Annotated in this window: 24 protein-coding genes and 1 other annotated feature; of the genes, 1 reads left to right on the top strand and 23 read right to left on the bottom strand. The window is 39.8% G+C overall.

Annotated features, from left to right (window positions below; genetic code table 11):
• Positions 1–64: 64 nt before the first annotated feature.
• The 16 genes from arsA to AC1FXP_RS09525 all read right to left on the bottom strand — a co-directional run bounded on the left by arsA (position 65) and on the right by AC1FXP_RS09525 (position 12226).
• On the bottom strand, positions 65–1831 hold the full coding sequence (gene arsA, locus AC1FXP_RS09600; RefSeq protein ID WP_480060715.1) for an arsenical pump-driving ATPase: 1767 nt from the start codon (positions 1829–1831) through the stop codon (positions 65–67).
• Positions 1828–2184, bottom strand: a complete 357-nt coding sequence (arsD, locus tag AC1FXP_RS09595) for an arsenite efflux transporter metallochaperone ArsD (protein ID WP_480060713.1) — start codon at positions 2182–2184, stop codon at positions 1828–1830. Before arsD ends, arsA begins: the two co-directional genes overlap by 4 nt.
• A 245-nt stretch (positions 2185–2429) precedes the next feature.
• A complete protein-coding gene (arsC, locus tag AC1FXP_RS09590) occupies positions 2430–2855 on the bottom strand; it encodes an arsenate reductase (thioredoxin) (RefSeq protein WP_480060711.1) in 426 nt (141 codons plus the stop codon).
• A 33-nt stretch (positions 2856–2888) separates the two neighbouring features.
• Positions 2889–3950, bottom strand: coding sequence for an ACR3 family arsenite efflux transporter (arsB, locus tag AC1FXP_RS09585; RefSeq protein WP_480060709.1), 1062 nt, complete (start codon positions 3948–3950; stop codon positions 2889–2891).
• 28 nt (positions 3951–3978) lie between these two features.
• Positions 3979–4329 carry an ArsR/SmtB family transcription factor gene (locus tag AC1FXP_RS09580; protein ID WP_480060707.1) on the bottom strand — a complete coding sequence of 117 codons (351 nt, stop codon included), beginning with the start codon at positions 4327–4329 and terminating at the stop codon, positions 3979–3981.
• Positions 4330–4455: 126 nt separating this feature from the next.
• Positions 4456–4929 carry a thioredoxin family protein gene (locus AC1FXP_RS09575; RefSeq protein WP_480060705.1) on the bottom strand — a complete coding sequence of 158 codons (474 nt, stop codon included), beginning with the start codon at positions 4927–4929 and terminating at the stop codon, positions 4456–4458.
• A 2-nt stretch (positions 4930–4931) separates the two neighbouring features.
• Positions 4932–5354, bottom strand: a complete 423-nt coding sequence (locus AC1FXP_RS09570) for a disulfide oxidoreductase (protein ID WP_480060703.1) — start codon at positions 5352–5354, stop codon at positions 4932–4934.
• Between the two features lie 178 nt (positions 5355–5532).
• On the bottom strand, positions 5533–6264 hold the full coding sequence (locus AC1FXP_RS09565) for an MBL fold metallo-hydrolase (protein WP_480060701.1): 732 nt from the start codon (positions 6262–6264) through the stop codon (positions 5533–5535).
• Positions 6261–6434 carry a hypothetical protein gene (locus AC1FXP_RS09560; RefSeq protein ID WP_480060699.1) on the bottom strand — a complete coding sequence of 58 codons (174 nt, stop codon included), beginning with the start codon at positions 6432–6434 and terminating at the stop codon, positions 6261–6263. The genes AC1FXP_RS09565 and AC1FXP_RS09560 overlap by 4 nt, the downstream gene beginning before the upstream one ends.
• Before the next feature lie 134 nt (positions 6435–6568).
• Positions 6569–7711 (bottom strand): amidohydrolase, encoded by a 1143-nt coding sequence (locus AC1FXP_RS09555; protein ID WP_480060697.1) that lies wholly within the window; start codon positions 7709–7711, stop codon positions 6569–6571.
• A gap of 168 nt (positions 7712–7879) precedes the next feature.
• On the bottom strand, positions 7880–8158 hold the full coding sequence (rpmA, locus tag AC1FXP_RS09550) for a 50S ribosomal protein L27 (protein ID WP_250097012.1): 279 nt from the start codon (positions 8156–8158) through the stop codon (positions 7880–7882).
• 5 nt (positions 8159–8163) lie between these two features.
• Positions 8164–8505, bottom strand: a complete 342-nt coding sequence (locus AC1FXP_RS09545; protein WP_480060695.1) for a ribosomal-processing cysteine protease Prp — start codon at positions 8503–8505, stop codon at positions 8164–8166.
• A gap of 3 nt (positions 8506–8508) precedes the next feature.
• Positions 8509–8817 carry a 50S ribosomal protein L21 gene (rplU, locus tag AC1FXP_RS09540; protein WP_034626944.1) on the bottom strand — a complete coding sequence of 103 codons (309 nt, stop codon included), beginning with the start codon at positions 8815–8817 and terminating at the stop codon, positions 8509–8511.
• A 12-nt stretch (positions 8818–8829) separates the two neighbouring features.
• Positions 8830–8903: a sequence feature (ribosomal protein L21 leader region), on the bottom strand.
• Positions 8904–8966: 63 nt separating this feature from the next.
• Positions 8967–10469, bottom strand: a complete 1503-nt coding sequence (locus tag AC1FXP_RS09535) for an Rne/Rng family ribonuclease (protein WP_480060693.1) — start codon at positions 10467–10469, stop codon at positions 8967–8969.
• Positions 10470–10559: 90 nt separating this feature from the next.
• Positions 10560–11426, bottom strand: coding sequence for a M50 family metallopeptidase (locus AC1FXP_RS09530; protein WP_480060691.1), 867 nt, complete (start codon positions 11424–11426; stop codon positions 10560–10562).
• A 2-nt stretch (positions 11427–11428) separates the two neighbouring features.
• A complete protein-coding gene (locus tag AC1FXP_RS09525; protein ID WP_480060689.1) occupies positions 11429–12226 on the bottom strand; it encodes a peptidoglycan DD-metalloendopeptidase family protein in 798 nt (265 codons plus the stop codon).
• A gap of 287 nt (positions 12227–12513) precedes the next feature.
• Between AC1FXP_RS09525 and AC1FXP_RS09520 the strand changes: the two genes are divergently transcribed.
• On the top strand, positions 12514–13434 hold the full coding sequence (locus tag AC1FXP_RS09520) for an aldo/keto reductase (RefSeq protein ID WP_480060687.1): 921 nt from the start codon (positions 12514–12516) through the stop codon (positions 13432–13434).
• Positions 13435–13655: 221 nt separating this feature from the next.
• Here the strand turns inward: AC1FXP_RS09520 and AC1FXP_RS09515 are convergent, their stop codons facing one another.
• The 7 genes from AC1FXP_RS09515 to radC all read right to left on the bottom strand — a co-directional run bounded on the left by AC1FXP_RS09515 (position 13656) and on the right by radC (position 19620).
• Complete coding sequence (locus AC1FXP_RS09515) at positions 13656–14180, bottom strand: MogA/MoaB family molybdenum cofactor biosynthesis protein (RefSeq protein ID WP_480060685.1); 525 nt, start codon at positions 14178–14180, stop codon at positions 13656–13658.
• A gap of 275 nt (positions 14181–14455) precedes the next feature.
• Positions 14456–15250, bottom strand: coding sequence for a septum site-determining protein MinD (minD, locus tag AC1FXP_RS09510; protein ID WP_034626951.1), 795 nt, complete (start codon positions 15248–15250; stop codon positions 14456–14458).
• Between the two features lie 107 nt (positions 15251–15357).
• Positions 15358–16041: a septum site-determining protein MinC gene (gene minC / locus AC1FXP_RS09505; protein WP_480060683.1), complete on the bottom strand. Its 684-nt coding sequence runs from the start codon at positions 16039–16041 to the stop codon at positions 15358–15360.
• 170 nt (positions 16042–16211) lie between these two features.
• Complete coding sequence (mreD, locus tag AC1FXP_RS09500; RefSeq protein WP_480060681.1) at positions 16212–16736, bottom strand: rod shape-determining protein MreD; 525 nt, start codon at positions 16734–16736, stop codon at positions 16212–16214.
• The gene (gene mreC, locus AC1FXP_RS09495) at positions 16733–17608 is read right to left on the bottom strand and encodes a rod shape-determining protein MreC (protein ID WP_480060679.1); all 876 of its coding nucleotides are present in this window, start codon (positions 17606–17608) and stop codon (positions 16733–16735) included. Before mreC ends, mreD begins: the two co-directional genes overlap by 4 nt.
• A 13-nt stretch (positions 17609–17621) precedes the next feature.
• Positions 17622–18662: a rod shape-determining protein gene (locus AC1FXP_RS09490; RefSeq protein WP_480060677.1), complete on the bottom strand. Its 1041-nt coding sequence runs from the start codon at positions 18660–18662 to the stop codon at positions 17622–17624.
• 265 nt (positions 18663–18927) lie between these two features.
• Positions 18928–19620 (bottom strand): RadC family protein, encoded by a 693-nt coding sequence (gene radC / locus AC1FXP_RS09485; RefSeq protein WP_480060675.1) that lies wholly within the window; start codon positions 19618–19620, stop codon positions 18928–18930.
• Positions 19621–19659 lie beyond the last annotated feature (39 nt).

Raw genomic sequence — 19659 nt, 5'->3', positions numbered from 1 at the left:
AGGAAGATTTCCATTACTCGCTTAGTCTTAAGATACACAGAATTACACCCATGTTTAAGACAACCTAATTTATTAACCTTTTTAATTGTTCATAGCCTGTTGCTAAATCAATTTGCCACGGAATTACAGCTACTTGATTCGCTTTTTCTGAGGAAACAAGCCGCATCCATTTTAGTTCAGTACGTGAGCGAGCTTTTAAGACCGGATCCATTGTATTAGATGCAGCAAAGCTCTGGTTCACAACCCACCAGCTTGGCGTAATATCAGCACGAGCCAAGTCGTCCTGCAGTCGGCTTGCTTCATGAACTGGAGTAGCTTCTGGCAACGTGACAATGACGACATCTGTCTCTTGCTTATCTCGTAGCCTCGGTAATAACTTCGAAACGGCTTCTGGCACTTCTCCACTCGCTCGTTCTAACTCTTTATGATAGGATTGTGCTGCATCTAAAAGAAGTAGCGTGTGTCCAGTCGGAGCCGTATCAATGACAACAAAAGAATCGCTGGCTTTATCAACGACATCGGCAAAAGCTCGGAAGACAGCAATTTCTTCCGTACAAGGTGAATTTAAGTCTTCTTCTAAATAGGCAATCCCATTTTCATCGACTGTTTCTTTTGCCTTAGAAAGCACCTCTTTTTTGTACGCTTCTACTTCTGCTTTTGGATCAATTCGACTGACAACTAAATCTCCATGAACTTGCTTTCCAAGAACATAGGACAAGTGTGCAGCAGGGTCTGTTGTAGTTAAATGAACAGAATGACCGAGTTCAGCTAGTCCAACAGCAATTGCTGCAGCAACTGTCGTTTTTCCGACTCCCCCTTTGCCCATTGTCATAATTACACCTTGTTTTTTAGCACCTACTTGTTTGACAACTTCTTTCAAAGCCTTTGTATCTATGTTATTAACGCTCTCTTCTCTATCTAGTTTTATCATCTGTTGATCGTTGAATAATGTTCGCAACGCCTCAACGCCCGTCAATTGATACGGAACATAGGGAAGTTCGTACGTTGTAAGTGTAGTCAATTGCTTGGGCATGTTTGTTAAAGCTTTGTCTTGTTTCTTATAAAAGGCTGTAGAGATTTGATCTCCTTCTACATAACTTTGAAGCTTACCATTTACTAAAAGAAGCTGATTGGTCAAACCAACTTGTTGCAGCTCCATTGCAGCTTTCCTAGCCTCTTGAAGCGCCGATTCATCAGGTCTAGAAACAAGAATTAGTGTTGTCTGCTCCGAATTTGCTAATGCTTTCACAGCTTGTGAATACAATTCCTTCTTTTCCCCAAGTCCTGAAAGAGGTCCAAGACATGAAGCCCCATGAGTACTGTCTTCAAGAAACGTTGACCAAGCAGTTGGTAGTTGCAACAGGCGAAGAGTATGACCAGTAGGGGCGGTATCAAAAATAATATGGTCATATTCATTCGTACGATCCGGATTCGTTAAAATAGAAGCAAATTCATCAAATGCCGCAATTTCGACTGTACAAGCGCCAGATAGTTGTTCTTCCATTTGTGCAATTACAGGAGCTGGGAGCTTATCTTTGTATGGCCCTACAACCTTTTCGCGATAGGCAGCTGCCGCTTCTTCAGGGTCTAGGTTAATCGCTGATAGTCCAGGTACATTTAGAATTGGTGTTGTTTCATAACCGATCTCCACTTCAAATACGTCTTGTAAATTTGAAGCAGGATCTGTGCTGACTATTAATACTTGTTTTCCTTCATCTGCAAGAGCAACTGCTGTAGCACAAGCCGTTGACGTTTTTCCTACTCCTCCTTTTCCTGTGAAAAATAAATATGGAGTGACATTCATTGATGTTGGCTTAAATTTTCTCGTCATAGCAACTCGAAACCTTTTGATTTTTCCTCTTTTTTCGTAAGCTCACTTACAGGAATACTTGCCCACTCAGCAAACTCTTCATTCGTAGGATAACGTCCTTCTAGTTTTACTTCACCATCGACGATAACAGCAGGAAGTGCATCCGTTCCTTCTGTATTTAAAATTTCTTGAATCTTTGCTTCTTCGATAAAAGCTTGTGGCTCAGAGCCTAAATTATAACGAGCAATATCTACATTCTTTTTTTCTAACAGAAAGATAGCTGTAGCGACACGAGTTAATTCTGGATCAACACTTGGCCCACAAACTCCCGTTGCACAACACATCGCAGGATCATAAATTCTTATTTTAGACATAGCCATTTCCTCCTTTAATGATGTAAAGAAATAAAGAGGGGTCTGACCCCTCTTTATCGACGTTACTGAAAAAGGTACAAACCAACCTTTTTCAATGCCTTGATTAAGTAGCAATGGCTCCACACGCCGCGCGCCTGCTATGAGAAACCCGCTCATAGCAGGCTTTAATAAAAAATGGCAGCGGCTCCGCACATTGCTTCGAGGTTACTGAAAAAGGTACAAACCAACCTTTTTCAGTAACCTCTTTATTTCCCAGTCTCTCCGAATGTTTTGATACGGTCGCCAATTTCATCGCGTACGCGTTGGAAGAACGCCCATTTCTCTTCGTCTGTACCTTCTGCTTTTGCTGGATCATCAAAGCCCCAGTGAACGCGGTCCTTGTTTGGAGGTGTTGCTGGACATACATCATTCGCATGACCACATAATGTTACTACTAAATCAGCGTTCTTTAAGATTTCTTGATCAATCGTATCTGAAGTTTGACCAGAAATATCAACGCCAGCTTCAGCCATTGCTTTTACTGCATTTGGATTCACTCCATGTGCTTCAATTCCAGCAGAATAAACATCATATTTATCTCCTAGGTATTTTTTTCCCCATCCTTCTGCCATTTGGCTTCGACATGAGTTCCCTGTACATAAAAAGTAGATAATTGGTTTTGATTGAGTCATTTTTCTCGTCTCCTTGTGAATTTATTGTTAGATTTAATTAGTAACCGATTTTGCCGGAAACCAATGTCTAGTGTTATTTGCAATCCTGACTAAAAAGAGCATTAGCGGTACTTCCACTAAAATACCAACAACAGTAGCTAATGCAGCACCTGAATGAAGGCCGAATAAGCCAATAGCAACGGCAACGGCAAGTTCAAAGAAATTACTTGTGCCAATCATAGCAGCTGGAGCTGCCACACTATGATTTACTCTCCAATACTTTGCCCAAAAGTAGGCAATAGCAAAAATAAAGAAGGTCTGTATTGTTAATGGAATGGCAATAAGAACAATATGAAGAGGATTGCTCATAATAACATCGCCTTGGAATGAAAATAGAATAATAAGCGTTAGCAATAGTCCAACAATCGTAAACTTACCAACTGTTTTTAAATACACATTTTCAAACCATTCTTTCCCTTTCTTTTTTATAATTAAAACTCTAGATAAATACCCTGCAATGAGGGGGATTAACACATATAAAACAATAGAAAGTAAAACTGTATCAAACGGCACACTCACATTTCCGACTCTCAAAAGCAGCATCACAATCGGTGCATACAAAACTAATAAGATCAAGTTATTAATTGCTACTTGGACAAGAGTGTACCCTGCATCCCCTTTGGTTAAATAACTCCATACGAATACCATAGCTGTACAAGGTGCGGCTCCTAATAATACGGCACCTGCAATATACTCTGTCGCTAAATCAGAAGGGATGATTCCTCCAAATATCACCTTTAAAAACAACCAAGCAAAAAAGAACATTGTAAAAGGTTTAATTACCCAGTTAACGATAATGGTTATGACTAATCCTTTTGGTTTCTTACCTGCATTGACAATGGAGCTGAAATCAACTTGAGCCATCATAGGATAAATCATTAACCAAATTAAAATGGCAACTGGAATTGACACTTGCGCATACTCAAACCTTGCTAAGGTTTCTGGAACTAAAGGAAGGAATTGTCCAATTGCAACCCCTACAACAATACAGATAATAACCCATATCGTTAAATATCGTTCAAAAAAACCGATTCCTTTCCCGCTTTCATTACTCATTTTCTCTCACTCCTTCTTTCTCTCTCAACTAGTCACAGCATACTCGTAACCCGCGTTGTTCCAATTCAATCAGCTTTCCCTTTTGCTCTGGGAGATGAGCAAGTAGTGATTGAACGAATGGGTATCCCTTGTGTGCAGTATTAATACGATAGAAAATCCATTGACCTTTCCTGTTTTCTTCTACAAGGCCAATATCTTTTAGTTTTCTGAGATGCTGGCTAATCGAAGGCTGACTCATTTGAAATAACTCTACAAACTCACACACACAGCATTCATCTTCTGACAACATCGCTATCATCGCTAATCGCGTTTTGTCTCCAAGAAGCTTTAAGATTTTAGCTGCTACATCAATCTCGACAGTAGAAATCGTATTACTCATTCACATCAGTCCTTTCTTTATGTATCCAATTATATAACCATATGCTTATATACGCAATTAATTTTATGTAAAGAAAAAGTAAAGGATAAGTAAAGAACTACTCTTCACTTACCCTCATATAATCTCTTATTCACTTAAGACATATTCGTCAAAAAATTGTTGAAACTCGTTATCCGATACTGCACTTACAATTCTCCCCACTTCCGTCCCATTTTCAAAGTGAATGACCGTAGGGGTAGAGTCTAAGTTGTACTGATCCCAGCCTTCTTCAAACTCCTGTAAGTTATATTGAACTAAGTTAATGCCATTTTCTTCTGCCAATGGAACCAACCTTGGTGTTGCTTCTTTACAATAAGGACAAGTTGAGCTATAGAAATAAACAGTAACGGCCTTCTCGTTAACGAGATTCTCTTCTAATTCATCTGGTAGAATGATGTTTTGATAATTAGGATCATCAAGTAATTCAACAGTTGCTGGGTGCAGTCGATCTTTCCCATAAGGATTTCCTGCTGCCTTTTGTGCTTGATTTAAATTTGAAACAACAATTAAAGCAACAAAAATCAGAACAACAATACTACCGAATATTATAATTTTCTTCATTATTAGTCCTCCTTAGATAACTTCAAGATCATTAAACTACATATAAAAATAATCGTAAAAGCAGTCAATGCTAGGAACGGGATTGTCGCAAATCCAAACCAATTTATATATTGACCCGTACACGGAACACGACCACATGCAGGGGCATTCTGAGTGAAGAACGGAATTTTTTGTAACGCGTAATGATAGCTTGATAGACCAATTCCGATCAACGATAAGACAGCTGAATACAGAGCAACCGTTGCATCCTTTTTAATAATTCCTATGATGAATATGATTACAAGCGGATACATAAAGATACGTTGATACCAACAAAGAGTACAAGGCTCATACATTCTCACTTGAGAAAAGTATAATGAACCTAGTGTTGCTATCAACGATGTTACCCATGCTACGATGGTCAAGTTCTCTACTTGTTTTCTCATTTTTGTTACCTCATTATCATTTTCTAAATTACTAGAGTCTGTTCAAACAGGGTGATTTTCCCCTGTTTGAATAGACTCTACTAGATTCATTATACAGATATTCAAAAATCATTGCTACTTTCAAACTTTGACATTCTTGAGAAATGAAACAAAAAACACCACTAAGTAGTTAGTGATGTCATTCCTTTATTAAGCCACTAGAAGCCAGAACTATTTCACCCGAAAAATGCTCAGCCGCTTCTTTGACTAATTTATTATGGTCCCCAAAGTGTGGAAGATGGCTTAAGATAAGTTGTTTTGGCTTCGCTATGTCAGCAAGTTTACCAACGTCTTCACTTGTCATATGGCCAAATTGTGCGATTTGATCCCCTTTATATCCACTGCATTCTGCAATTAATAAATCAGCTCTCGTCGCAAACTTAGCTAGTTCCGGAAAGTAACTAGAATCAGCTGTGTATACATACGTTTTCCCTTTGCTTTCTATTTTCATTGCAAAACAAGGGACAGGATGATGCGTACTCAAAAACGAAAACGTAAACGGTCCGATCTGTAACGACTGCCGGTCGTCATAGGCAACCGCCTTTACAACATCTTTATATCCAAGCTTCGAAAAAGCTAGATCATCTTCTATATGTCCATAAATGGTTGGTTGCTTCATCGTTGTTCCTAAACCTTTATGTACAATTTGAGCATACTGATATGCGCCAATATCTGCTTGATGATCATGATGATAATGAGACAAAACGATCGCATCAAGCTCCGTAACATGACAATAAGCTTGCAAGGATGAGAGCACTCCACTGCCACAATCGAGCAATACTTTGTAATCTTCTTCTTCAACCAAATACCCCGATGTAGCTTCTCCTTGTTCTGGGTAGGCATGCCAATAACCAACAACAGTTACCTTCATTGCTCCTCACTTCCCCAAGTAGAGTGAGATTGATTGCATTCTTCAATGCGTTCTCTTTCCATAATGATAGCCAATTCTGTCATAAGCTTCTTTTGCTCGCCTTCATGTTTTGCATCAGACGCGCACTCTTGTAATCGCTTTATTTTTTCTTGTTCTTTATTTTTTTCCACCTTTAACACCTTTCCCATTTTCAGCATACCATTAATATTGTACAGATATTTAAATAAGCAGCATTGGCTTCGAGGGTATTGAAAAAGGAAAACCCGCCCCTTTTTCAATACCCTCTTTAACTAGCCTCTATCCCTTATTCATTATACACACATTCTCCATTAATAAACGTCTTTTCCACAATCGCTTGAGCTGTTAATGGATGAGCGTTCCAAATGACAATATCTGCATCCTTGCCTACTTCTAAACTTCCTACTTGGTGGTCAATCCCTAAATGTTCGGCTGCTCGAACCGTTATTGCTCGAAATACCGCTTCTTCTGACAAGCCAAATTTCACCGCTGTTATCGCTGATGTTATGAGGTGGTCAATGGTAACGACTGGATGATCTGTTGTAATGGAAAAAGGTATCCCATGCTTTTCTAGCTCGATGAGAGTGTGCCAACCTTTGTTATTTAATTCCTGCTTCGTGCGAGAGGTCATTGTTGGTCCTACAGATACTCGAACATCATGCTTTGCTATGTAGGAAGTAATCAGATGACCTTCCGTACAATGCTCAATGGTAGCTTCAATATCAAATTCTTTTATAAGTCTTAGCAATGTTGCAATATCATCTGCTCTATGTGCATGAGCTCGTAATGGAATCTCTTTATTCAATACTTTTACAAGTTGTTCCATACCAAGATCACGCATTTTAACTTCTCCAGCTTCTAAACTCTTTTTATAGTCTTGTGCTTTCATAAACTGCTGTCGGAATAAAGCTGCAACACCCATTCTCGTCACAGGCAATTTCCCTTTTCCTCCGTGAACACGTTTTGGATTTTCTCCGAACGCCGCTTTCATTCCAGATGGTGATTTAACGATCATTTCATCAACGACGGTTCCTTTCGTTTTCACGATAGACATTTCTCCGCCAATGACATTGGCACTGCCCGGCATGATTTGAACGGTTGTCACGCCAGCCATCCGCGCGTCTTCAAACCCTCGATCGAATGGATTAATTCCATCAATCGCGCGAATGTATGGTGTAGCTGCGTCGGTTGTTTCATTAAAGTCATGTCCAGCCTGTCCTAAACCTTCTGAAAACACACCTAAATGTGTATGAACATCAATTAAACCTGGAGTTATGTACTTTCCAGTTGCATTGATTATTTCTGCATCCGCTGGAATCGTAATGTCGCTTCCAACAGCAATAATGTTTCCTTGATTTATGAGAACAGTACCTAATTTGATCGTTTTACCTGTTCCGATTAGAATTGTTCCGTTTACAAAAGCTTTCAATTTGTTCGTCACCTCTTTTATTTCGCAAAACGAATTATATTCTCACTATACAATGATTTTTGGTTGATGAATAGTACTGTTATTTCGTTTATAAAAGGCTCAGGTCTCTTTTGATAAAAACAAAAAAGCCCCCTCATAGCTAACTGCTATAAAGAGACTTTTTCATTATTATGCAGGGTATACGCTCACTTGCTTGCGATCACGACCAACGCGCTCATATTTAACAACGCCGTCTACTTTCGCAAATAGTGTATCGTCTCCACCTTTACCTACGTTCACACCAGGATATACGCGTGTTCCGCGTTGGCGTACTAGGATTGAACCACCTGTTACAGTTTGACCGTCAGCACGCTTAGCGCCTAAACGCTTAGAGATCGAGTCACGTCCGTTCTTTGTACTACCTACCCCTTTTTTCGATGCGAAAAATTGAAGGTTCATTTTTAACATGGAATTCACCTCCCGAATGTTTCGTTAACTTGAATATTACGGCTGTATTCTTCAGCGATCGACTGAAGGGATACGATCATCCCTTCGAGAAGAAGCTGTACTTTCTCAAGTGTCACCTCATCCAAACCGTTTGGAACGTGACAGCGGAGAAATCCACCTTCACCCTCCATTTCAATGTCTAGCTCTACACCGCAAATGGCAGCAATCGCATTGACAGATCCAAAAGAGACAGCTGAAGCTCCAGCACAAACGAGGTCATGACCATGCGGACCAGAGTCTGCATGTCCACTCATCGTAAAAGAGACAATGTTACGTTCATCGTTACGTGTAACCTCAACCGTAATCATGACTTAAGCGTTAATCTTCTCGATTACCACTTTCGTGTAAGGTTGACGGTGACCTTGCTTACGACGGTAGTTTTTCTTAGCTTTCATTTTCCAAACGATGATTTTCTTCGCACGACCTTGCTTTTCAACTTTAGCCGTTACAGTAGCACCCTCTACATATGGAGCACCAACTTTCACCTCATCGCCACCTACGAATAAAACGTTATCGAAGCTAACTGTTTCACCAGCTTCTGCGTCTAATTTTTCGATGTAAACTTCTTGGCCTTCTTGAACCTTTACTTGCTTACCACCAGTTTCAATAATTGCGTACATACTTGCACCTCCTCATATACTCAGACTCGCCATCCCAGGTAGGTTTAAACCTTTGTAAAACCTGCTCTGTGCGGTTATAGTTGTTTGGGTGCGACCAAATAACTAACAAGCGATATTGTAGCATATTTTCTTGAATTATGTCAACGTGTTTATTTCGCTTTCAATCGTTCAAGTTGCGCAATGGCTTCATCTAAATTCCCAATATACCGAAGCGAAAATCTCTCTTCCTGCAAACTTTTATTTGGGTAGACAAGAATTCGGAAGCCAAGTGCTTCTTCTAGCCGTTTTAAATGCTCGCCTTTTTGTCCAAAAAGAACAGTTGAAACAACAGCTGGCAATTCCAAGACAATTGCTTCTTCACCCATTCCGCGGTGCTCCCATAATTGCCGTTCAATCTTAAACGCCTGGGCTTCATCTGAAAGAACGACCCCTTTACCTGTACATGTTGGACACGTCTTTGAAAGACTGGCTTGAAGATTCTGTCTTACTTTTTTTCTTGTCATTTCTAACAAGCCTAACCCTGTAATGCCGAGGACATTTGTTTTCGTCCGATCGTTTTTCAACGCTTTTTCAAATACATTTTGAACATAATTACGATCTTCTTCTCGCTTCATATCAATAAAATCAATGACGATAATTCCAGAAATATCACGTAAACGGAGTTGTCGTGCAATTTCCTTCGCTGCTTCGCTGTTCGTTTTCCGAACGGTATCATGGAGGTTTGTTTTCCCTGTAAATTTCCCAGTATTTACATCAATTACCGTGAGTGCTTCTGTTTGGTCAATCATTAAATAAGCCCCATTTTTCAACCAAATCTGGCGTCGTAATGCACGTTCAAGCTCTTTTTCAATTCCAAATGCTGAGAAAAGGTTTTCCTTCTCACGGTAAAGCGACAGCGATTGCTGCAGTTTAGGAAATGGTTCGAGAAGTTCCTTAAGTAATTTATAATCATCAATAGAGTCAACTACCAATTCATCAATTTCCGTAAAAGAAAAATCCCGTACAACTCGTTCGATCAATCCAGAATCTTGATGAATTAACGTTGGAGCTTTTTTGCTCTTACCTTCTTTCCAGAGCTCCTTCCACAATTTACGTAAAAAATGAAATTCTTGAGTAATAACTTCCGCTTGCTTCCCTTCACAAGATGTGCGAATAATTAAACCTTCTTTATCCTCAATAATTCCTTCTGCAATTTCTCTCCAACGTTCCCGCTCTACCTCGTTTGAAAAACGACGAGATACCCCGACATAATCACCTTCTGGCATATAAACAAGAAACTGTCCTGGAAAAGATACAACCCCTGTTAATCTTGGACCCTTTGAACCGAATCCTTCCTTTGTTACTTGGACTAACAATTCTTCACCTTGTTTCACAAATTCCGAGATACTGCGCTCTTTTTTCTTATCCTCATCTTCGTTGGATAAATGAAAGGAGAGTAAGTCATCACGGTAAAGGAAGCCATTTTTATCACGTCCAATATCAACAAAAGCTGCTTGCATCCCTGGTAAAACATTTACAACTCTTCCTCTATACACATTGCTAACAATTCTATTTTCAAGTGTACGCTCAACCATTAATTCAACGACACGATCATTCTCGACAACAGCCGCTCTTCTTTCCCTTGTCGCCATATTAAAATATATCTTCTTCAATGAGAAAAGCCCCTTTAATTGAATCTTTTCTTCATTGTACCAGTTTCAATGCAAAAAGTCGTACCCATCTATGGTTTACGACTTCTTGCCCTACTTTTTTATCATATGAAGCAACTGTGAAAGGGGAACGTGTGGCTTTTTGGTCGTAAAGAGCATTTGTAATAACTCTTTTTCTTCAATCATGCACGCTGTTCCTTTTTTCACTTGGAATACTTTGTATAAATGATAACGCCCACGTTTAAGTAACTTCATCGCTTCTCGTAGCGAAAGGGAATCGCGCACCGCTATGATTGACGGTTGCTCCGTCTCACCACCTTTATCCGATCTGCGAGCCATAAGAAAGCGCATAAATCTATAATGCCGCTGCTTCCATTCAAGATAGTTTGTAATGAGTAGAAATGATATGACAACCCATAAATTCAAATGATAAGGGAACCAAATCAAGCTTATTAAAATAATCGCTAACAAAACAAAACAAGAAATCCACCTAGAAACAGTGAGCGCTCGAACATAAGGAAAGCGATACGTACACCATAGTTGTACAAGTCTTCCTCCATCAAGAGGTAAGATCGGGATCAAGTTAAATAGAAGAATCATCATATTATGCCAAATAAAAAGATGATGATCCGTACTAGTCCAAAATGACGTTTGAACTAAGCAATAAGACAGAACCATCATCCAAATATGTTGTAGTGGCCCTGCGATAATAACAATCAGTTCTTCGTGAAAAGGCCTATTCCCGACATCTTCGACTTCGGCCACTCCACCAAATGGCAATAATTCAATTTTATGAATCCTCCATTTAAAGATGTATGCCGCAATCGCATGTCCCATTTCGTGTATGAACACAATCATAAATATCATCAACACTTCTCTAAAGTACCCTGTAAAAACACCGATGCCAAGGACGAACCAAAATAATGGGTTAATCTTAATTTTCGCTGCCAGTTCTCTCATAATTACTCAAAAGAAATAACTTCGCTAGGATTAATATATTGGTCGCCGTCCTTTAACGCAAAATAGAAAACCCCTTTTTGTGCTTCTTCATTCGTAGAGACTAAACCAATTTTATAGCCTGGTTGGATATGGTCATACAAGTTCACTTCCACTTGATCAAGCATCCCATACACTGCTTCTGTACCATCATAATGGATTACAGTGACGGTTTTCCCAAGATTCCCCCCCTCATCATCGGCTCCAACCTTGCTCACTTGTCCACCTTTTACTGCCTCAATTTCAGCATTCATTCCTGTCTCAATTAAGATCCCTCTTCCATCATGATCAAAATCCTGACTGATTGTACCTGATGCCGGAACCGCATACACCATTTCTACTTGATCATTCGGGTCCCCTTGGGCCATATCCTGGTTTGCTGGCACGAGAGCTAATGGTCGCCCAAATTGATTTTCATACCAATTAGCCACTGCCGCAAACTGAATTTCTTGCTCATACGTCTGTTGTACAAAACGTTTTGCACCTTCTGCTTGTGGAACAGTTGATTGAAAAAGAATAGCCGTCATTAAGAAAATACAAACGGATGCCATTAAGCGAAAAAGGAAAAAATCCCCTTTCGGAACATGTACTTTCGCTCCTTCATCATTTGTAGATGGTGGCACATAAAAGTCAGGCTCTTCTCTCGCATCCTCATGTCGATTTAAGAGCATCGGCACCGTCCGTTCACGCTGTTTGACATTGCTGTTGATTTGACGCCGTCTATTTTCTAGTTTTCTACGTACCTTATTTATATCCTTGGACATATGCTCCCCCATCCTTTTCAAACTAGTTTACTTAACTATATGACTTGTCCGTAGGTGTTATGACATAATAGAGATAGATAAAAAAGGCGGTCTTCCTTTTTTATCTATCTCTATTGCAATGAGCGGAGCCGCCGTTTTGTTTTAAGCCTTTTGAGTGCACTTCGCGGGAAGGCGCACGGCGCGCGAAGCCATTGCCACTGGGGATGTTCTTTTAAATGTTTTATTCTTTTAAGAACCGGAAAACAAACTAGTAGCGAAAGAACATATCGCCGAGAGGAGACCTGATAATGAAAACACGTAAACTTGGTCGATCTGATTTGTATGTTAGTGAAGTTAGCCTTGGCTGTATGAGCATTGGAACTGAGATAAGTAACGCAAGAAAAGTCATTGAAGCGGCGCTTGATGGCGGCATCAATTATTTAGACACTGCTGATTTGTACTATCAAGGGATAAACGAGGAACTTATCGGTGAGGTTATTAAAGGCAAACGAAACGATATTATTCTTGCTACAAAAGCAGGTAATCGTTTTGAACAAGGAAAAGAGGGCTGGAGTTGGGACCCTTCAAAAAAACATATAATGGCAGCTGTAAAAGATAGCTTACGTAGACTTCAAACCGACTATATCGATTTATACCAGCTTCACGGAGGAACAATTGAAGACAATATTGATGAGACAATAGATGCCTTTGAGGAGCTAAAGAAAGAGGGTGTCATCCGCTATTACGGTATTTCTTCCATTCGTCCCAATGTCATTCGCGAATATGTAAAGCGTTCATCCATTGTCAGCATAATGATGCAGTACAGTTTACTTGATCGTCGACCAGAAGAGTTATTTTCTTTTCTAGAAAAAAACGAGGTAAGTGTTGTCGCTAGAGGGCCTGTCGCTAAAGGATTACTTACTGATCGAAAGCTTGAGACAATGGCTGATTCCATTAAAGAAAAAGGCTACCTTACTTATTCATACGAAGAGCTCGTATCATTACGCTCTAAATTGGAGCATGAGTTACTCGATGGTCGTCCGCTCCAAGCACTAGCTTTACAATACTGCCTAAACTCTTCAGTCGTGGCTTCCGTTGTATCCGGAGCAAGCAGTGCAAAGCAAGTAAAAGAAAACATACGTTCCATCGAATCATTTGATGTATCAGCCGATGAAATTGCTTGGCTGAAACAAGCAACAAAACAAGATCGATATGAGCAGCATCGCTAGAAAGCAGTTCGATTGCATCAAAGCGTAGTCGCTACATCTTTTAAAAGCCTTTAGAGGAGTGAGTTTCTCCTCTAAAGGAAAGTAGAGAACGGAACCCTGCCACCTCTATTCTGTACTTTTGGACAGTCCCTCGCCTTTTTTCTATTATTTTCGAATTTTATTCGAAAAACAAAAAGACTGCCCGAGACCTTAATCTCTATGCAGCCTTTCTTACCTAATTATCACACTCTTACTTTATCCATAAGTATTTCTTTCATGACAGATCCGATTTCAGGAAGAATAATTCGGTCCATTGCTAATTGAATCGCTCCTGTTGGTCGAGGCATCGAGAAGATCGCCTTCCCGTCACGTACACCTGCAATTGCACGACTTAAAATCGCAGCTGTACCGATTTCTTCTCTAAAACTTAAATGGCGAAATAACTCTCCGAATCCCGGCATCTCTTTATCTAAACTATCTCTAACAGCTTCATGCGTCGTATCATGAAGGGCAATCCCTGTTCCTCCTGTAATTAGTATAGCATCCACATCTGCACGAATCGCAGCAATTTTAATCCAGTGTTGAATTAAGCTATATTCTGCATTAATAATTTGGTACTCTGTCACACAGTGTCCTTCTTCTTCTAACATTGACCTAATCAATGCTCCACTTTCATCGTCCTCGTACGAACACGAATCCGTTACCGTTAACACCATACAACGAATACTCTTTGTAGTTTCTTCCAAATGTTCTTCCATCATCGTCATGTATTTTGGCCTCCTATTTTTAAAAACCACATTCTTGAAAACAATCATAACATAGCCTTCTTCCTCTGTTACCGAAGTCTGCCAAATAATTGGTGCGGAGCTCAGAAAGTGAATGAAAAGAAGCGTCTCGTTACTCACCGCTCCTAATCCTAGTTGCTCGATAATTATCAAGAATAATGCCAAAATATGAACTTTAATATTAGAAACGGAACGTAGTGCTTTAGAGCATCAAAAAGAGCAAGTGCCTGACATTGGTCACTTGCTCTACATCGTTTTCACCTTACGCTAAATAGCTTTTTGATTTTAGCAAACATGCCCCTTTGTTCTTCGAGTGCCATTAATGGAACAGTTTCACCTAGAATTCTTCGTGCAATGTTCCGGTAGGCAATCGAAGCCTTGCTTGTTGTATGAAGCGCGATTGGTTCACCTTTATTGGAATGCTTAATTACTTCTTCATCATCAACAACTATACCAAGAAGATCAATCGCTAAGATGGAGGCAATTTCATCAACGTCTAACATATCTCCGTTTTTCATCATATGACCGCGAATACGGTTCACGATTAGCCTTGGAGCTTCAACGTCCTCTTGCTCAAGCAAACCAATAATTCGATCGGCATCGCGAACAGCGGAAACCTCAGGTGTCGTTACAACGATTGCGCGGTCTGCTCCCGCAACTGCATTTTTAAAGCCTTGTTCAATTCCTGCAGGGCAGTCTATTAGAACATAATCATATTCTTGTTTTAATTCATCAACAATGACTTTCATTTGTTCAGGTTCAACAGAAGTTTTATCTTTCGTTTGTGCAGCAGGTAGCAAGTACAAGCAATCAAAGCGTTTATCTTTGATTAATGCTTGCTTCAACTTACAACGCCCCTCTATCACATCAACGAGGTCATAAATAATTCGATTTTCAAGTCCCATGACAACATCAAGATTGCGGAGCCCGATGTCTGTATCCACTAAGCAAACTTTCTTCCCCGAAAGCGCAAGGGCTGTGCCTATATTAGCAGACGTTGTCGTTTTCCCAACGCCACCCTTTCCACTTGTAATGACGATTGCCTCTCCCACGCTGATGACCCCTTTCTATAACGCTTTTCTATAATCTACGTTCAAATTAATAGTTTTCAACCGTAAAACATGTTTGCGATCGATAGACTATCCTCTTTAAACATACTTTACACTTGTAATTGCGCTTCATTTTTTGCAAGTTCTGGATGGGATTGTACAAGTTGCTGAACTCGTCCAATCTGAAAAGATTTTTGTTCAGTTAAAAATGCACTAGCCATCATTTGTTCAATTCTTTCTTCTGTATCAAATTGTTTGATTTCATCAGCAATTCTTAACTGTGCAGGAGCTAAAAGAGAAGCAGATATGACGGCTTTTTTATTGCCTTCAAAACCAGCATGAGCAATTCCCCTAAGAGCACCCATCACATAAATATTGCCGTTAGCGATCAACGTTCCACCTGGATTAACATCACCTATTAATAAGACATCTCCATTGACATGAAGCACTTGACCAGAGCGAACAATTCGCATTAACGTTACCGTTTGTTCTTCTTGACGTAATCTCTCAGACTCTTCTTTTGATAGTACACGAGATTCAAAATAATCAACAGCTAAATTACGTCCTTCTGTAATAATGTTCTCTAGTTCAGCCTGCTGATGTTCTTGGAGAAAGCGATATCCAATATCGACTTTTACGAGAACATCAGGGGCTTCTGATTGTTGATAATGCTTTGAGGATAACTTTTCGATCAATTCTTCTATCAAACTTTCATAAGAACAGCTATCATCCAATAGGAAGATTAACCCATCCTTTGTACCTTTTATTGTAACATATTGCTTCTTTTGAACCATTGTTGTGTCCACCTCAGCCTCACTCACCTTCGTTGCTACTCAATAGTATGTTCATTTTACCCGAGTAAAACGAGAAAACAGTGATATTACGTTATTCAACATAACGCATCGAAAACCCTTCTTCCTTATGTAAGAAGATGTAGAAAAACACCGCATATTTTGTCATATTCTTATCTTTCGCGGAGACTAGCTTGTTTCTGAACATGGGAAAATAATTTTTTGGCAGGAAAGTAAATAATAATGGCAAACGAGACATTTACCATTAACCCTGGTAGGAACCTCTCATGAAAGAAAAGTACTGCCCCCATATCAGCTAATCCAATCAGTCTGTATAGTCCATACTGATAATATTCAAATAAAGACACAGCCACAGTTGCAAATAACAGATGAAGTAATAAAGAATCCTGGATTTGTTTATATGTATAAGCAAATGCATATCCGATCAAACCAAATCCAAACATATACACACCAAGTAATTGAGTATAGACAATATCATAAATGAGACCAAAAACAAGGCCATAGACAATAGAACTATATCGACCGAAATGAATACCAATAAAAACAATCATCACGACAAGAAATCGCGGAACTAACGTAACATCAATATCGTGATGAGACGGCGAAATAATTTGAAACAGAGTACCTTCTATAACCAACAATAGAAAGACGAATGAAGGAATATAGAAGCGGCTCACGATGGTTCCTCCTCTAGCAATTCAGGATCAAGTGATGTACTCGTACGTTCAATAATATAGACATAGTCTAAAGCATAAAAATCAGCCGTTGGTTCAATGTAGGCATTTTGAGTTAAACCATATTCATCGGGCTCAACTCGTACAATTTCACCAATTAATAACCCACTCGGATAAACGCCACCTTTTCCAGACGTCATTACCATTTGGTTCTCTTCAATCTCTGCCTCAATGTCGATCTTGCGCATAATTAATAACCCTGAATCCGCATCATACCCTTCAATAAAGCCATATTCAGGTTGTTCCATTGAAATCATTGCTGACACGCGGTTCGTTCGATCATTATCAGATAAAAGTTGAATTCTCGAAGAAAATTCACTTACTTGCTTTACCTTACCTATAAGACCGCCTTTAGAATCAATAACACCCATGTTTGGTTCAATTCCATCATTAGAACCTTTGTTTAAGCCAATATAATCAGTCCAACGGTCAGGACTACGATGTATAACGACTGCTGATCTCATTAAATAATCATTTAAGCTTTCATCTAGCTCAAGCATATCTTTTAACGTATTGTTTTCATTTCGTAACAAATTTCGTTCTACGGAAATTTGTGCATATTCTTCAAGTCTTGCTTTTAATAGTTTATTCTCTTCATAAATTTGACGGATGTCCCGGACATTTTCAAAGAAACCCGCTACAGCGTATGCGGGTTTCGTAAAAGTGGTCTGCACCCATCCAACAGCATCTCTGATGACTTGTTCTGGTCCTGTGACTTGCTCTCTATCTGTACGTGAGTATCCAATCAACCCGACCAATATGATGATGCTGACAAGAAGAATAATTAATTTTTTATTAGAAAAGAAGGATGGCATGCCGGACACCTACTTACAATTTTCTATCTGAGCGTGATGTGATCCCCGCTTTTGAACGGAATAAATGTAGATTCTCAAGCGCTCTACCAGTCCCAATCGCAACACAATCTAAAGGATTCTCAGCAACTAACACTGGCATATTCGTCTCTTCACTTAACACACGGTCAAGATTACGCAAAAGCGCTCCTCCACCAGTTAGGACTATTCCTCGGTCCATAATATCCGCTGCAAGCTCTGGCGGAGATTGCTCCAATGTATTTTTCACTGATTCAATGATCGTAGCCACAGTATCTGCAAGTGCTCCAGCAATTTCTTCAGCTGTGACTGTAATGGTCTTAGGTAAGCCCGTTAGTAAGTCTCGTCCACGGATATCCATGTCATCAACACCTTCTGGAGCGCCAGCAGAACCAACTTCGAGCTTCAATGCTTCTGATGTTCTTTCGCCAATCATTAAATTATATTTCTTTTTAATGTATTGGATAATCGATTCATCCATTTCATCCCCTGCGACACGAATCGATTGACTCGTTACAATTCCACCAAGTGAAATAATGGCTACTTCTGTTGTTCCTCCACCAATATCAACAACCATACTACCAGTCGGCTCCCATACAGGAAGATCCGCGCCAATCGCTGCTGCAAAAGGTTCTTCAAGGGTATATGCTTCTTTTGCACCAGCTTGCTTTGTTGCATCTTCCACAGCCCTCTTTTCAACTGCTGTTATTCCAGATGGTACACAAACCATCACAGAAGGCTTTCGTGTGAAAATCGAACGGTTTTTTAAAGCTTGTTGAATAAAGTATTTCAGCATGGTTGCTGTTGTATCGAAGTCAGCAATAACCCCGTCTTTCATTGGACGAACAGCCACGATATTGCCTGGCGTACGACCAATCATATTCTTTGCATCGTTACCGACAGCTTCGATGGAACCTGTATCTGTTCTTAGTGCAACAACCGACGGCTCACGAACGACGATGCCTTTGCTTTTAACGTAAACGAGCGTGTTTGCTGTTCCTAAATCAATTCCTATATCTTTTGAGAACCCACCAAACATCTATGTATCTCCCTTCATACAAATCCGAAATCATAACCTTCATTATAACGAATAATCATAAAAAAAAATAGCCTTAAGTTCCCCAAGTTTCGTAAAAGTCTACGAATCAAAAAACTTTCATGAACATTTCTCAAAAATAATCCTTACGCCCATTCCAAATGGTACATACCAAAGAAAAAGGCAACAATCCTATGTTACCATTCTCTTCCCCAGATCGCTATCCTCTTATTGGCTCACATCCTTATAAATCATCTTTGCCAAATCATTATATGACATATCCTTGTTCTTTCAGACTAACAAATTTACGGTCACCAATAATAATATGATCAAGGAGCTCAATCCCGAGCACTTTGCCTGATTCTGATAACCTTTTTGTCACTTCAATGTCCTCGCGACTCGGTGTCGGATCGCCAGAGGGATGGTTATGCATACAAATAATCGAGGCCGCTGAACGGCGAAATGCTTCCTTGAACACCTCACGCGGATGAACAATACTAGCATTCAAACTGCCAATAAAAATTGTTTTACGTATTAGGACTTGGTTCTTCGTATTTAAATACAAGCAATCAAAATGCTCCTGCTGCAAAAAGCGCATATCCTCCATTACATAGTTGGATACATCTTCAGGAGAGCGAATCACATAACGCTCATCTGGTTGCATGCTATGAATTCTCCTACCAAGCTCAATGGAAGCTGCCAGCTCAACAGCCTTCGCTTCTCCTATACCATTAACCGTACACAATTCCTCAATTGCAGCATCTTTTAATAACATTAATCCATCAAACTTCGCTAAAAGGTGTTGAGCTACTTGTAAAACCGATTCTTTCCTCGTACCACTACGAAGGATAACGGCGAGGATTTCTTGATTCGTCAACGCTTGAGGACCTTCTTGCAACAAGCGTTCACGTGGTCTTTCTCGAACAGGGACATCTCGAATAAGGAAGGACGAATGGGACAAAGGAAACACTCCTTTCTACTTTGCACATAAATGGAGATT

The organism is Halalkalibacter sp. HAAS-P013 (assembly GCF_056619925.1).
Note: the sequence above shows the minus strand (reverse complement) of the source record. Positions and strands in the feature narration are given on the sequence as shown.

Coding starts and splice junctions, on each gene's coding strand:
- AC1FXP_RS09525 (WP_480060689.1), bottom strand. CDS start 12,226: ATGTCCAAGGATATAAATAAGGTACGTAGAAAACTAGAAAATAGACGG.
- rplU (WP_034626944.1), bottom strand. CDS start 8,817: ATGTACGCAATTATTGAAACTGGTGGTAAGCAAGTAAAGGTTCAAGAA.
- minC (WP_480060683.1), bottom strand. CDS start 16,041: ATGGTTCAAAAGAAGCAATATGTTACAATAAAAGGTACAAAGGATGGG.
- AC1FXP_RS09580 (WP_480060707.1), bottom strand. CDS start 4,329: ATGAGTAATACGATTTCTACTGTCGAGATTGATGTAGCAGCTAAAATC.
- AC1FXP_RS09515 (WP_480060685.1), bottom strand. CDS start 14,180: ATGACGATGATGGAAGAACATTTGGAAGAAACTACAAAGAGTATTCGT.
- AC1FXP_RS09575 (WP_480060705.1), bottom strand. CDS start 4,929: ATGAAGAAAATTATAATATTCGGTAGTATTGTTGTTCTGATTTTTGTT.
- AC1FXP_RS09545 (WP_480060695.1), bottom strand. CDS start 8,505: ATGATTACGGTTGAGGTTACACGTAACGATGAACGTAACATTGTCTCT.
- rpmA (WP_250097012.1), bottom strand. CDS start 8,158: ATGTTAAAAATGAACCTTCAATTTTTCGCATCGAAAAAAGGGGTAGGT.
- arsD (WP_480060713.1), bottom strand. CDS start 2,184: ATGTCTAAAATAAGAATTTATGATCCTGCGATGTGTTGTGCAACGGGA.
- arsC (WP_480060711.1), bottom strand. CDS start 2,855: ATGACTCAATCAAAACCAATTATCTACTTTTTATGTACAGGGAACTCA.
- arsA (WP_480060715.1), bottom strand. CDS start 1,831: ATGACGAGAAAATTTAAGCCAACATCAATGAATGTCACTCCATATTTA.
- AC1FXP_RS09530 (WP_480060691.1), bottom strand. CDS start 11,426: ATGAGAGAACTGGCAGCGAAAATTAAGATTAACCCATTATTTTGGTTC.
- AC1FXP_RS09570 (WP_480060703.1), bottom strand. CDS start 5,354: ATGAGAAAACAAGTAGAGAACTTGACCATCGTAGCATGGGTAACATCG.
- AC1FXP_RS09490 (WP_480060677.1), bottom strand. CDS start 18,662: ATGTTTGGTGGGTTCTCAAAAGATATAGGAATTGATTTAGGAACAGCA.
- mreC (WP_480060679.1), bottom strand. CDS start 17,608: ATGCCATCCTTCTTTTCTAATAAAAAATTAATTATTCTTCTTGTCAGC.
- arsB (WP_480060709.1), bottom strand. CDS start 3,950: ATGAGTAATGAAAGCGGGAAAGGAATCGGTTTTTTTGAACGATATTTA.
- AC1FXP_RS09565 (WP_480060701.1), bottom strand. CDS start 6,264: ATGAAGGTAACTGTTGTTGGTTATTGGCATGCCTACCCAGAACAAGGA.
- AC1FXP_RS09520 (WP_480060687.1), top strand. CDS start 12,514: ATGAAAACACGTAAACTTGGTCGATCTGATTTGTATGTTAGTGAAGTT.